Origin of the sequence: Sphingobium sp. JAI105, from assembly GCF_015752145.1 — a bacterium.
Lineage (GTDB): Bacteria > Pseudomonadota > Alphaproteobacteria > Sphingomonadales > Sphingomonadaceae > Sphingobium > Sphingobium xenophagum.
Genome location: NZ_JADOUC010000003.1, coordinates 44,860 through 57,463, shown reverse-complemented (window position 1 = coordinate 57,463; position 12,604 = coordinate 44,860). Strand labels below are relative to the sequence as shown.

General features: G+C 62.3%; 17 protein-coding genes. 6 read left to right on the top strand and 11 right to left on the bottom strand.

Annotated elements, in window-relative coordinates:
- Nucleotides 1-48: 48 nt before the first annotated feature.
- The 4 genes from IWY39_RS23375 to IWY39_RS23360 all read left to right on the top strand — a co-directional run bounded on the left by IWY39_RS23375 (nucleotide 49) and on the right by IWY39_RS23360 (nucleotide 3,948).
- Complete coding sequence (locus IWY39_RS23375; protein WP_021243505.1) at nucleotides 49-879, top strand: type IV toxin-antitoxin system AbiEi family antitoxin domain-containing protein; 831 nt, start codon at nucleotides 49-51, stop codon at nucleotides 877-879.
- 155 nt (nucleotides 880-1,034) lie between these two features.
- Entirely contained in the window at nucleotides 1,035-1,943 is a 909-nt protein-coding gene (locus tag IWY39_RS23370; RefSeq protein ID WP_021243504.1) for an ABC-three component system protein, read from the top strand.
- Nucleotides 1,940-2,185: an ABC-three component system middle component 6 gene (locus IWY39_RS23365; protein WP_021243503.1), complete on the top strand. Its 246-nt coding sequence runs from the start codon at nucleotides 1,940-1,942 to the stop codon at nucleotides 2,183-2,185. The genes IWY39_RS23370 and IWY39_RS23365 overlap by 4 nt, the downstream gene beginning before the upstream one ends.
- Nucleotides 2,182-3,948 (top strand): ABC-three component system protein, encoded by a 1,767-nt coding sequence (locus IWY39_RS23360; protein WP_021243502.1) that lies wholly within the window; start codon nucleotides 2,182-2,184, stop codon nucleotides 3,946-3,948. The genes IWY39_RS23365 and IWY39_RS23360 overlap by 4 nt, the downstream gene beginning before the upstream one ends.
- A gap of 31 nt (nucleotides 3,949-3,979) precedes the next feature.
- Here IWY39_RS23360 and IWY39_RS23355 read toward each other — a convergent pair whose 3' ends face one another.
- The 9 genes from IWY39_RS23355 to IWY39_RS23315 form a co-directional block, all read right to left on the bottom strand.
- Nucleotides 3,980-5,113, bottom strand: a complete 1,134-nt coding sequence (locus IWY39_RS23355) for a relaxase/mobilization nuclease domain-containing protein (protein ID WP_021243501.1) — start codon at nucleotides 5,111-5,113, stop codon at nucleotides 3,980-3,982.
- Nucleotides 5,106-5,453 carry a hypothetical protein gene (locus IWY39_RS23350; RefSeq protein ID WP_328514153.1) on the bottom strand — a complete coding sequence of 116 codons (348 nt, stop codon included), beginning with the start codon at nucleotides 5,451-5,453 and terminating at the stop codon, nucleotides 5,106-5,108. Before IWY39_RS23350 ends, IWY39_RS23355 begins: the two co-directional genes overlap by 8 nt.
- A gap of 487 nt (nucleotides 5,454-5,940) precedes the next feature.
- Nucleotides 5,941-6,876 carry a ParB/RepB/Spo0J family partition protein gene (locus tag IWY39_RS23345; protein WP_021243499.1) on the bottom strand — a complete coding sequence of 312 codons (936 nt, stop codon included), beginning with the start codon at nucleotides 6,874-6,876 and terminating at the stop codon, nucleotides 5,941-5,943.
- The gene (locus IWY39_RS23340; RefSeq protein ID WP_443020022.1) at nucleotides 6,876-7,001 is read right to left on the bottom strand and encodes a hypothetical protein; all 126 of its coding nucleotides are present in this window, start codon (nucleotides 6,999-7,001) and stop codon (nucleotides 6,876-6,878) included. The genes IWY39_RS23345 and IWY39_RS23340 overlap by 1 nt, the downstream gene beginning before the upstream one ends.
- Nucleotides 6,994-8,406 carry an IS4 family transposase gene (locus tag IWY39_RS23335; protein WP_107126268.1) on the bottom strand — a complete coding sequence of 471 codons (1,413 nt, stop codon included), beginning with the start codon at nucleotides 8,404-8,406 and terminating at the stop codon, nucleotides 6,994-6,996. Before IWY39_RS23335 ends, IWY39_RS23340 begins: the two co-directional genes overlap by 8 nt.
- Nucleotides 8,407-8,487: 81 nt before the next feature.
- Complete coding sequence (locus IWY39_RS23330; protein WP_231377890.1) at nucleotides 8,488-9,183, bottom strand: ParA family protein; 696 nt, start codon at nucleotides 9,181-9,183, stop codon at nucleotides 8,488-8,490.
- 13 nt (nucleotides 9,184-9,196) lie between these two features.
- On the bottom strand, nucleotides 9,197-9,376 hold the full coding sequence (locus IWY39_RS23325; protein WP_021243497.1) for a hypothetical protein: 180 nt from the start codon (nucleotides 9,374-9,376) through the stop codon (nucleotides 9,197-9,199).
- Nucleotides 9,377-9,663: 287 nt separating this feature from the next.
- Complete coding sequence (locus tag IWY39_RS23320; protein WP_021243496.1) at nucleotides 9,664-9,957, bottom strand: DUF7673 family protein; 294 nt, start codon at nucleotides 9,955-9,957, stop codon at nucleotides 9,664-9,666.
- A gap of 54 nt (nucleotides 9,958-10,011) precedes the next feature.
- Complete coding sequence (locus IWY39_RS23315) at nucleotides 10,012-10,407, bottom strand: DUF3768 domain-containing protein (protein ID WP_021243495.1); 396 nt, start codon at nucleotides 10,405-10,407, stop codon at nucleotides 10,012-10,014.
- A gap of 277 nt (nucleotides 10,408-10,684) precedes the next feature.
- Here IWY39_RS23315 and IWY39_RS23310 point away from each other — a divergent pair, with 277 nt between their 5' ends.
- The gene (locus IWY39_RS23310) at nucleotides 10,685-11,062 is read left to right on the top strand and encodes a hypothetical protein (RefSeq protein WP_051187045.1); all 378 of its coding nucleotides are present in this window, start codon (nucleotides 10,685-10,687) and stop codon (nucleotides 11,060-11,062) included.
- A gap of 110 nt (nucleotides 11,063-11,172) precedes the next feature.
- Here IWY39_RS23310 and IWY39_RS23305 read toward each other — a convergent pair whose 3' ends face one another.
- Complete coding sequence (locus tag IWY39_RS23305; protein WP_196871740.1) at nucleotides 11,173-11,706, bottom strand: hypothetical protein; 534 nt, start codon at nucleotides 11,704-11,706, stop codon at nucleotides 11,173-11,175.
- 49 nt (nucleotides 11,707-11,755) lie between these two features.
- Nucleotides 11,756-11,920: a hypothetical protein gene (locus IWY39_RS23300; protein WP_021243491.1), complete on the bottom strand. Its 165-nt coding sequence runs from the start codon at nucleotides 11,918-11,920 to the stop codon at nucleotides 11,756-11,758.
- A 440-nt stretch (nucleotides 11,921-12,360) separates the two neighbouring features.
- Between IWY39_RS23300 and IWY39_RS23295 the strand changes: the two genes are divergently transcribed.
- Nucleotides 12,361-12,585 carry a hypothetical protein gene (locus tag IWY39_RS23295; protein ID WP_196871739.1) on the top strand — a complete coding sequence of 75 codons (225 nt, stop codon included), beginning with the start codon at nucleotides 12,361-12,363 and terminating at the stop codon, nucleotides 12,583-12,585.
- The last annotated feature ends 19 nt before the right edge of the window (nucleotides 12,586-12,604 follow it).

Genomic DNA, 12,604 nt, shown 5'->3' with positions numbered 1-12,604 from the left:
AATTGTCGTTATATCGAATGCGCCATACATCGCACTTAGAGGCTCAAATTGCGCGAAGGATATAATCTCAAGACGCTTGGACCTCGTGCCGCCCAGCTGATCGTCGAATTGAACGAGCGCCGTCGGCCGATCTTTTCGCTCGCGGACGTCACCGAGATCACAGGTCTGAGCCCGTCATCGGCACGCAGCCTCGTCGCAAACACGGAAGCGCGCGGCATCGTCACGCGTCTCAAGCCTGGCCTCTACAATCTGGTGCCATTCGAGCGGGGCCGTGACACCGAGCATGTGAGCGATCCTTACCTCATTGCAAGAACACTGGTTGGCGATGCGGACTACTTCATCTCCCACGGCAGCGCCCTCGAGCTGCACCGCATGGTCACCCAACCGCAGTTGGCCATCATCGTCTCCTGCACCAAACGGCTGCGCCCGCAGCACATCCACGGATATGAGTTCCGCTTCGTCGACGTCAAACCGCAGAATTTCTTCGGTCTGACCGAGATCTGGATCACATCCGAGGAGCAGGTCAGGGTCAGCGATCCCGAGCGTACCATCATCGATGGTCTCTACCATCCGCAATATGTCGGTGGTGTCACGGAGGTCGCCAAGGGCCTCTGGATGAGGCGCGATACACTGCGGGTCGAACTGATGATCGAATACGCGCTTCGCCTCGGCGTTGGCGCGGTGATCCGCCGCCTGGGCTATCTTCTGGAATTTTACGGACTGGCCGACGCAGCCGCATTGGAGCGGCTGCGCGCGCGGCTGACGCCGACCTATCAGCGTCTTGATGCCCTGTTTCCCAATGAGGGCAGGATGCTGGCCCGATGGCGCATCCGACTCAACGTCGAGCCCGATGAACTCGATATAATCCGGAGCCGTTGATGATTCCCCAGCGCGATCTCTCCCGTATGCGCGTTTTGCGCGAAGCCGACCTGCCGGAGTTGAGTGCGCCGTTCATCGCCCGACGATGGGCGTAAATTAATAGATTTGCTTGCCGATTCTGCCAAAGGTTATGGTGGTCAAGTTCGGGGGATGAGTTGGACGACACGCAACGCTTTGCCTATGGGCTCAAGTTCGAGAACGCCTTTCTGCGCGAGCGCGGCAAGGCGTTCGAGACCCTGTTCGCCCGTATCATGGCGCATGCCTTTCCAGGCGATTTCCAACCCGTCCGTCCTTACGGTCCGAAAGGCGACCTGAAATGCGATGGCTTCCGGGCCAGCGATGGCACCGTGTTCCAATGCTATGCGCCCGATGCAATGAAACTCGAACCCATCCTTGCCAAGGTCGATGAAGATTTCGCAGGCGCGCTCGTCCATTGGACGACAAAAATGCTGCGGTGGGAGTTTGTCCATAACGACAGTCGCGGCCTCCCGGCCGAGGCCGTCAAGAAACTTGCCGCGCTCAACGCCGCGAATCCGAACGTCGCCTTAGCCGTTTGCGGCGAAGCGGAATTGCGGCTGATCGCCATGTCGCTCGCGCTCCACCAGCTCGAAGATCTCTTTGGCGCCGTTCCATCGGGCCGTGTGCTGGAGAAGCTCGATTTCGAGGCGTTGCGGCCGGTGCTGCTGGCAATTCAACGGCAGGAACCGGACGCGGAACCATCGCTGGTGGCGCCATCGGCCGCAAAGCTCGAACGCAATGCCCTCTCCCAGGACGCAGCCGGGCTGCTGCGGCAGGGCCGCCGCCGGGAGCAGTTGGTCGAAGCCTTTTTTGCCGGCTGGCCTGATCCCGACCTCGGCGAAGAGATCGCACAAGCGTTCCGGGTGCGCTATCAGGCCCTGAAGGCGGTCGGGCTATCACCGGACGATATCTTCGGCGAGCTTCAGGCTTTCGCGGGGGGTATGACGGGAGAACCAGCGCGCCAGGGCGCGGTGCTGGCTGTGCTTTCCTACTTTTTTGAACGTTGTGACATCTTTGAGGACGCGATTCGAATCGACGCGATATGATTCTACCGACCAAACATATCCGGCCCGATCGGGCGCTCCTGGCGGTTGGTGCCGACGTGCTCGGCTGCCTGCGCGAGCCGATGACCGTCTCCCGTCTCTGGGATGAGATACGCATTTCTCGCAGCGATCGGGCGGTGTCGGCACCGATCAATTATGACTGGTTCGTGCTGGCGCTCGACCTGCTGTTTATCGTGAAGGCCGTGCAGTTCGATCGTGGTCTGGTCCAGAAGACCGTTTCATGATCCACGGCCTTTCCAGCGACCTTCCGAGCTTCAAGAGCTTGGCCTTCCGGCCCGGTCTGAACATCCTGCTCGCTGACAAGAGCGATGGGGCGACCGATCGGCAGTCCCGCAACGGCGCCGGCAAAACCAGCCTTGTCGAGCTGATCCACTTCCTGTTCGGCGCCAATGCCGACAAGGACAGCATTTTCCGCTCCGATGAACTGGCAGGCTTCAGTTTCGAGGCCCGTGTCGATATCGGACCGACGCTCGTCGATGTCACGCGATCCGGCACCAAGCCATCCCGCATCCGATTGCAGGGCGACACATCCGATTGGCCGATCGCCCCGTCTCTCGAAGCCAAGACCGGCGATCTGATCATCAGCAACGAAAATTGGCGCGCTGCATTGGGCGCGCTGCTTTTCCGCCTGAACCCGGATGTGGACGACGAAGCAAACGGCCGCTTTCGGCCGAGCTTTCGATCTCTATTCTCCTATTTCGTGCGGCGGCAGAATAGCGGCGGGTTCGTGTCGCCCACACAGCAATCCTCGATGCAGCAGGCTTGGGATCAGCAGGTAGCGATCAGTTATCTCCTGGGCCTCGACGCGAGCGTGCCGCAACAGTTTCAGGAGGTCCGCACACGAGAGCGCGCGATGGCGGAGTTGCGCAAGGCGGCGAAGGACGGCAGTCTCGGCCGTTATTTCGGCACGGCGGCTGATCTCCGGACCCGCATGACGATCGCCGAAGCCCGTGCCAGAAGGATGCGCGAGCAACTCGACACCTTCAATGTCGTTCCAGAATATTCGGGGATGGAGCAGGAGGCTTCGCAGATCACGCGCGAGATTTCGACACTCAGCGACGACAATACCGCTGATCGGGAACTGATCCTGCAGTTGCGCGCGGCGATCGACAGCGAGCTTCCGCCGGCGACGACCAGCCTGGACCGCCTCTATCGCGAAGCCGGTGTCGTACTGCCGGGCTCGGTCGGTCGCCGCTTCGAGGAAGTGGAAGAGTTTCACCAGGCTATCGTGCAAAATCGGCGATCGCATCTGACGTCCGAGGTCCAGGCCGCGGAAGATCGTATCCGCACGCGCGATCGTGCACGCGAAACCCTCGATGGCCGGCGTCGGCAGCTGATGGGCATCCTCCAATCCGGCGGCGCGTTGGAACATTACGCAGCGCTCCAGCAGGAAGCCGGCCGCGCGGAGGCGGACGCCGAGGGACTGAGACAACGCCTCACGACGGCGGAGCAGATCGAAAGCACGAAAGCCGAACTCGACATTGAGCGCGCCCGGCTCCTGAAGACGCTTCAGGACGATCATCACGAACGTCAGAGTATCATCGAGGAAGCGATCCTCGTGTTCGAGGATCTGTCCAACGCGCTTTACGAAAAAGCCGGGAGCCTGACGGTCAGCGCCACGCCCAACGGTCCCCAGGTCGATATTCGTATCGATGCCCAGCGCAGCAAGGGCATCACCAACATGCAGATATTCTGCTTCGATCTCATGCTGGCCGAACTGACCGCCCGCCGGGGCATGGGGCCGGGTTTCCTGGTTCACGACAGTCATCTGTTTGACGGGGTCGACGAACGGCAGGTGGCCAAAGCGTTGCAGCTCGGCGCCGATCATGCTGCCGCGGTCGGATTCCAATACATCGTCACGATGAATTCGGATGCTTTGCCGAAAGACGGCTTTCGTGACGGCTTTGATGTTAGTGCCTATGTGCTCGACACCAAGCTGACCGACGCAACCGAAACCGGCGGGCTATTCGGACTGCGCTTTAACTGAAATACGCCCCTACCCCAACTTATCCACATCTTTAGCGCTCGCGATCAGGGGGCTCGCGTTTAACTTTGTCCGACTCAGCCGACGGCAAAGCATCCGATTTACGGCTGCGGCTGTCCGCTGCCGCCGAACTCCGATCGGCGATCATGATCTCCCGCGCCCGCTGCAACCGCCGAGACACCGCCGCTGGCATATCGGCCACGAACCCTGCGATATCCTCGGCCAACGCGCGGTCCTCGTCCTTTCCGGTTGCCGCCAGCGCTGCCGCGGCCTCTGCATAAGCCCCCCGGATCTGCTTCTGGCGGCCGAGCGCAAGCACATCCTCCACCCGCCGCTCTGGGTTCTGTGACCGTGCGAACGCCTGCGCGCGCTCTTCGATCAGCCGGTTGAGATCCAAATCCCTCCCCTGCCCCGCTGCCCGTGCCTCCAGATGGTGGGCCGGCGAGCGCACCCGCTTCTGGACATGGCCGCGCGCGCGGCGCGGCGTCGCTTCGGCGGTGATACCGCGCTGGCGCAATTCATGGGCGAAGCTTTCGCGCCAATGATGAAGGTCGGCCTTGCGCGGATTGAACCGCGCCCCGTCCGCACCCTGGGTCGCGACGGTCAGATGGACATGGGGGTTAGCGGTGTCGGTGTGGAGCGCCACCATATAGCTGAACTGCCCTTCGAACTCGACGCGCGCGAACGCCTGGACGGCATCATGGATGGTCGCGGCATCGGTCGTACCGCCGGGCATAGACAACACCATCGACATCGAGGTCGGTCGCTCCTTGCCATATGGGTTCATCGCCTGATCGAGCATGTCCCAATCGGCCGCGATCGCCTTCAGGCGCTTTTCGTCGGTGATGATCTCGCCTTCGCTGCTGCGAACCTCGAGCTTCCCGTGGCGCGATATATAGCCAAAATGTTCGGCGAGGTGCCTGGCCCCACGCTGCTTGCCCGAGATCTTGACCATGACCTCGGGCGCCTTGCGCACGATGCGCTCAAGCTTGGCGCGCGCCTCGGCCGGCGACAACATCGGCGCAGCGGCGCTCCCGCCTATCCCCTTGCCACCACCCGAACGGATCCGCAGCGTCCCTCCGCGCAGGCTACGCTTGCCCCCGGCCGGCGGTCGCCAGGCTTCCATCAGACTGGGGAGCGGCAGGACGCCGTCATCGTCCTCAGTCATCGGGCGTATCCCAATAGCTCAGATCACCTTTCAGCGCGCGGCCAAGCGCGCGCAGCTGGTCGGCCACCTCGTCACGGAAGGAGGCGACCCGCGCGGCCTCGCGCGCCAGGTCGAGCCGCGAATCCACCATGGTTGCGGCATGAAGGGCATGGACCGCCTGGTTGAGATTGATGCCGATCCGGTTGAGCTCGCGCCAGGACTGCGCGATCTCTACCCGGTCGGCGCGCGGCGGAAGCGGATGTGCATGAAGCCGCCGACGCAACAGCATCACGAGCCATTCGGTCCGTTTTAGCCCGCGCGCATCGGCGGCCGCATCGAGCCTCTCAATATCCTCGCGCATGAGCCGAAGTTGGAGCCGGTCAGTCGTGCGGGTCCGAGGCGAAGCCGTCTCGCTCGACCTGTCCCCGGCGTTCTCAAGCGCATCGTCGATCAGCTTGCGCAGGAGCGCTGAGCGACCGCCGGCGGCAGTCGCCCTGGCATCGAAGCGCGCCGCGAGATCATCGGGCAGACGGAGGCCAAAAAACGCCACACCCCATTGCTATTGTTTAACAATGACGGCGCCAAGCCTATCCGGCCCTCACCTAAAACCACTCGTCTTATAGTCTGCTCAAGCAGACTCCGCCCGCCCTCTAGCCAGGGATCTCACCCGACCTGACATCTGCAAAAGAGCACAATATTTCCGAGTGATTCAATAAGCACGATCCGAGAAAATGAAGACAGCCGCGCCCCTGAAGAAGGGGGCGCGGCTGTCAAAATTGTCTGAAAAGCCCGATAGTTTCTACGCGGAGTGAGGGTTGAATGTGTGAGCGCCCCGCCCGGACGATGGCTTACCCCATAACGATGCCGGCAACGGGCGCTTCGATCTCCTCGCCGTCGTCGAACACCACCCGGACCAGCTCGGGCAGGATCAAACGTCCGGTCCGCCCGTCCAGGGTCACACGAACCGCATCAAGAGGCTGGGGCTCCAAAGACTTCTCCGTGCCGAACATCGATCGCAGGCCAGCACCAGCACGAACCGGCCTGCTTGGCGCAGCGCGCTCGGAGCCCTGCCCATTCGACAGGGCAGGCACGTCAAGCAACCCGGTATCAGGCAGAGCCTCGGATGCCTTGAGCCCCGCGATAAACCGGCCGCCCTCGGCCAGGGTCACGCTCTCATCGCCGAGCCGCTCGACATAGGCGCGCACCGCGTCGCCATGCGTGCGGGCAGCCCGGTGGAGGTCGTAGAGCAAGCGGATCGGCATCTGATCGATCGCTGCCCGCAGCCAGGGCGCCATGTCGGCACAAGCGGCATAGAGCGATACGAACTGCTTCGACCGGCCAAGCGCGCGGGCGATCTCCGCCTGGGTTACGCCGGCGGCCAGCATCCGTTCGATCCCGGTTGCCAGATCATGCGGGGTGAGGCCCGCGCGCTGATCATTCTCGACGATCTGATCGGCGAGCGTGTCGGCCCGGTTCACCACCGCCATCACGATGGCAGGAATAGTCTCGCGCCCGGCAAGGCGCGATGCCCGAAAGCGCCGCTCGCCGACGCGGATGACATGAAGTCCTTCGCCATTTTTCGGGGCGACGATGATCGGCTGCAGGACGCCGCGCGCGGCGATCGACGCGGCAAGATCCTTGAGCTCCGTCTCGTCGAACACGCGCCGAGGGTTTTCGGGGTCGGCGATGATCCAGTCGAGCGGCAGATCCTCGACGCGCCGCGCGCTGTCGTGGAGACCGACAAGCAGTCCGAACTCTTCGGCGCGCTGATCGAACTTGCCCATCACGCCGCACTCAGGCGACGGTCATCCATCCGGCGGACGATTTCGGCCAGGATCGGTCGGATTTCGTCAGCGGCCGCTTTCGCGCCGCTGCCGGTTTCGCGCCAGACCGGCTTGCTCTTACCCACAAGTGCCTGCTGGGGGCCTCGAGATTCGAGCTCCCTCAACGAGATCGGCGAGTCGCGTCATTCCTCTCCATATGACGGTCGTGCCGGGTGGTGGGTCAGACGCGCGGTCCAGGTAGCCTCCGAGCCTTGCGACGGCTCTGACATAGAATGCGAGGTTGCGGGATGGCGCGCGTCTCAACTTTGGCGTCGAGCTATCGAGAAGGTTGCGCTCCGTTTCGGTGAAGACGGCAGCAGGCGTGGCCTCTGGAGCCTCACGAGCCAGGATCGTCAGCCATGACACGCGCCAGGCAACGACGCAGCACAAGGCGATACAATTGGCCAAGCGGTTGATCGTAGTCAGGCGAAGTTCTTCGATCCGGCACCCGGTTTTCAGGGTCCGGAAGAATGTCTCGATCTTCCAGCGCTTGGAGTACCAGTCAAGCTTATGCACGGCATCGGCGTGGTTTTTGACAGGCAAATTAGTTATAAGCTTCCAGTGAATCCGTTCGCGATCTTCCGGCGGATTGAGTTCTTCGGCATGGATGATCTGAAGCTCTTGGTTTATGTATTTCTTCTGTTTTCCGATTGGAGGCCGGACCGTCATTGTTGCATATCGTATCGATAGCACTGCCCGCTGCTCCTTGCCTTTCGCATCGCGGAATTGGATCTCGTGGGTCCCGCTGCACGGCGTCCTTTCCATAACTTGGGCGATGGTCGTCTTGCCATCTTGAGCCAGGCGGTCGACGCAGCTGCGCACGAGGAATTTGGTACCGAGCTCTTCAGCCAAGCAATAAAGCTCGTAAATGTCGCTTTCGCGGTCTCCGATATGTACACATCGCCCCGGCTCTCCAGCCAATTCGGTAGACCGGCGCAAATTATCAAGCCAACGGATACTTTCCTTTTGATCGATGGGAATTCGGGTCAAATTGACCCTGCGCTTGAGCTCTGCAGTTCCCTTGAACTTGGAGCGTGACCAGAATTTCGCCGCCGTGAGACCCAACGGCAGTCCATCTGGCGTAATCGCAAGGCTGACATGCATCAGAAGGCCGCAGATCGTGAACTTCTGGAACCGGCCATCCTTCAACTTGCGACCAGTCGAGCTTTTCGTAAATCCGATCTTATCCGGATCCGCGCGCTTGAAATTGAATTCGGTGGTGTCCTGCAAGATGAGGATCGGACCTTCGGTTGCCTGAATGCGCAAGGCGGATGCTGCAAAATGCCCTTCCAGGATTTTGTCTTCGCTCACGTTCTCGTTCGAGAGGAACCGGTAGGCGGCCTTAGTATTCGACCAGTCCTGAAAAGCCGTCGGCAGAGATTGCCCAGGGCGCTGTTCAAGTGCTTCAAGCATCGCTCCAAGTCGTCGGTTCAGCCGCGCATCACCCAAATTGGTCTCGGCCGTTTCCTTGTCCACCCAGCTATGTTCCATCCCGGCACCTCACTATCCAAAGGTGCCGGAGAATGAATCATGGGTGATTCCAGCCACGCAATGGGCGCGCGGCAGGCCGAATCACGCACGCGACCACTTGTGGGTAAGAGCAAGCCAGACCGGATGATGCTGTTCGGCCGAATGCTTGTAAGTCGGTCGCGCCTTGATGAAGGCGGGAAACATCAGTTTCTGGCCCACGGCGCGGGCGAGCTTGACCGCATTGTCCATTTCGCGCCGGTCGAACGGATTGACCATCGAGGGCAACAGCCCGAGAAAATCGACCTTGCGCCCGCCTCTCGCCCCTTCCGCTTTTTTGAGCGCGGTGAGCAGCATCTTGGCGCACTCGATCGAATCCTCGGCGACCTGGACCGGGGCGATCACCGCGTCGGCCACCGCCATCGCGCTCAAGGTCAGCTCATCCCATTTGGGACCGGTGTCGATGACGATATGATCGAAATGGGCGCCAAGCGCGGGAAACCGGCCCAGGAAGTCGCGGACATCCGCGGCCGCCTTGACCATCTGCAGGCGCGGATCGGCGGCGAAAACAGTGATGCCTGGCGCATCGGTCAGGTCGAGCCGCGCCTCGGGATCGAACAGATCCGCTGCAAACCACCCGGCCCGCTCGCCGGCGAGCCGACGGGTGGAACTACCCTGCGGATCGAGGTCGAGAAACGCGACCCGGTTGCCATCTCGCTCGGCAAGATACCAAGCGAGATGCGTCGCAAGAAATGTCTTGCCGACCCCGCCCTTGAGCAGGCTGACGACGATCGTTCGCATCGGCGCCGCGCCGTCAGGATTCATAGTCGTGCGGACCATCGCGCAGGTTGCGCTCATAATGCTCGCGCGACGACCAGTCGCCACCGCCGCCGATGCCGGGTCCGACATAACGGAACAGGTAAACGGTGATGACGAAGCAGACGAATGCGAACAGCAACGCATGGTCTGGATGACGCGAAAAATAGTCGGCCACGGCGGGTCTCCTTGGCATGTTCCAGGGAAACCGGTCGGTCCCCTCACCGCGCAGCGAAACGCGGCCGCTCTCGCCGCGCAGCCTCTCCTCTCGTGCCGGGGAGCAAGACCCGGTGGGCGTCAGACGGCACCGGCGATAGTCTGCTCAAGCAGACTTTTCGGCCATCCCCCCGGTCAGGGGGATAGCCGGCGTCACCATCGCTCGGTGAGACATTGTGCGCAGCCCGGCGGCAACGTCAGCGGGCTCGGTTGGCGCGACGCGATCAGCGCTCGCGGCTGACGCCTTGGTCAGTCGGCAGGCTCACGCAACCGCCACTGGTGGACCAGGGCGACGATCTTGTCCTCATAGCCGAGCTGGTCGGGATAGATCGCGCCGTGATGACCGCCCAGATAGACGAACACTACTGCCATGTCGGCCGCAACGGCGTGGTCGACGCCGAACAGGTCGGCGAGATCGAACCCGCCATTGTCTTGCGCATTCCACCAGGCGAGCAGGAAGTTTGCGGCGCGACGCGCTTGCCCCGTGTCCGAGGCGGCCAGATCGAAAAGCCGGTCGAGGGCTTGTATGACAGGCTCGCTCATCTGCGAATCCCTTTCGGTAAAAGGTGGCCCCGACAGGGTCGGGGCCATGATAGCTCAATATTCGTGGGTGAGAAGCAGCGTCAGCACGCGGGTGGTGACTTCGGGATCGGTCGGATCGGGCGATCCATAGGTCAGCGCCCGATCATAATAGTCGATCTTCCAATACAGGGCTTCGCCGGCAAGTTCGAAGCGCCCGAAATCACGCTCGCCATGGGGATCGACGTCGGGACCAAAGGCGTCATAGTCGCGCACGGTGCGCAACAGTTCGGCGCGGCGCTGGAACCCGCGGAACAAGCTAGTATCGCCGATCAGCTCGGCGACCCCGGCGGTCATGACCACCTGGTTGACGCCCGGGCTATGGATGGACTGGCGCAGGGCATCATTGAGCCGCGCGATAGTCGCGATGCGCTGGTCTGCGGATAGGACTTTGTCATTCTGGGGGTCGGCCATGACGTTCGACTTCCTGATCTGTGTCAGACCCCGCCGATCGGGGCCTTTCGACAGGCGACCGGACCGCCGGGGCATAGCGCGCCCGCGCACCCGCAGGGTCGCAACGGATGTGGAGAAGCCCGGCACGGGCTTGCGCTGGCAAGTGCCGCGGCGAGGACGCCAAGCCAGGAAGGGACGATCGGTGCAGCGGTGAGAGGGAAAATGGAACGGCATGGCCGACTTTTCGGACGTGCTGCTGGACGCGCAACCGAGGGCTTCGCTATCTATCGCCTCGATCATGACAGACACCGCCCGGATCATTGCCCTCTGGCCACGCTGGACATTGAGCGTGGGCGTGATGCAGCGGCTGCTGATCCAGGTTCGCACGCAGTGCCGCCGCTGCGGCGCCCTGATGCGCGCCGATCTGGACGATCTGGTCGCCCGCTATGGCGCAAGTGCGTCGCTGATCGATCGCCAGGAACGATGCCGCATGGTCGCGTGCGATGGCGCGACCTTCTACGTTGCCGCCCGGCGGCATGGCGAACCGTGGCGGATCCTGCTCGACGACGGGGCGCTGCGCGACGGCCTGAGCCTGTGCCCGCCAGCGCATCTCGCCCATGGGCGACCAGCCCCTTTCGCGAATGCCGCAGACCTGCTCGTTCCAGGGCGCCGTTGACGGCCTGCCCCACGGCAGGGATCGTGACCCGCATGGGCCGAGACCCGGCACGGGGCTCGGGGCGTTTCGCCTAGAGCCCGGTCCGGCGCAGCCGGAGCCGCCCTCCCCGCTCAAGCCCCCTTTGCATCACCCAGATCACCGAACAAGCGAAGCAATATCTCGTCCAAACTGGCGACCTTCTCGAATCTGGTTATCCGGACCTTGCGATGGTTCGGCCGCGCATTCTTCTGGCCGTCCGCAGTCCCCTTGCTATGTTTGGCGACGGCAAACGAAGTGATGTCCGGCAAAGGCTCGCCTGGCCCCGCGCCGAACCACAGATAATGGTCGAAAAAGAGGTCTGGCGTCACCACGATCCAGATGACGCACCCGCTCGGCTTCTCCATCAGCTTGAGGCTGATCTTGACCTCATCGGTCTTGCCGCCGACGATTTTGGTCTTGAACTGGATATGGCGGGTCACGCGGCCGCGGGCCATGACCAGATCATAGCCACCCGCGTCGAATTCGGAGCGCAGCACCTCGACATCGGTCACGCCCCGTTGCCACAGGCGGCGCAGCGCGTCCCCGACAAAGACATGCTCCACGATGCGCTCACGCAGGGTCGAGTGGATGAAATGCGGGCTCGCTTCCTCGGTAAGATCGTCCAATCAGCGCTCGCACAATAACGGCGGGGGCGAATGCCCCCGCCTGAAGGTTTCAACTGAACGGATCATATTCATTGATGACCGCGACGTCGCCATCGAACTCATCGGCGGTGATGACCGCGAACTGCGTGCCGATGCCGATAACCATGGTTGCGATCATGAGGGTTCTGGAGAGGCCGAGCGCGTGGAGGCGGGCGATCTTGATGTCGGTGAACATATCGAGGCTCCTTGCAAGCCGGCGGGTTCATCCCCGCTCGACTGGCGCCCGATGTGTTCGGCCGGTGGCCGCGATCACTTTTTGCCGCAGGCCAAAAAGCCGTAGCGCAAGCGACCGGACCCTTTACGGGTTGATCGCATGAGGCTGCCGGCCGGACCAAGGATTGCGCCTCAAAGAGCGGGGTGGACCCGCCTGACGCCAGGATTTGGGCTTCGCGCCGACCCTTCTAGTATGTCTCCAAGGTCGGCCCTTGCGCAGATCGCGCGGTCTTGCGCAGGATGCTGGAGAGTTCATCCATCAAATAGGGTTTGTTGAGCAGCGCGAACCCGCAGGCGCCTTCGTCGGCCCGGACATGGCTACAGGCGCTTGAAGATGATCCGCAGGCCGGGATAGAGGGCGACCTCTTGCTGTTTGTTCTTTTTTTGTTCTATGCTTCGCTTATGCTCCGAGTCGATGAAGATAGCCTGACCCTCCATCTTGAGGTGTCGCTCGCAACCGCCGAACCGGCACTGGTAACGGATATTCGCTGCGGTGACGCAGCCGTACGGCGGCGTGCGGTGGCGCAGCTTGCCCGGCATCTGGCAGTGCGTTTGCGCTGCTATGATATTCTCGCCGACGAGCCCGCCGCAAGGACGGGTACATTGCCGCTGTTCCCCGACGCATGACGAACGCCCCGTCCCGATC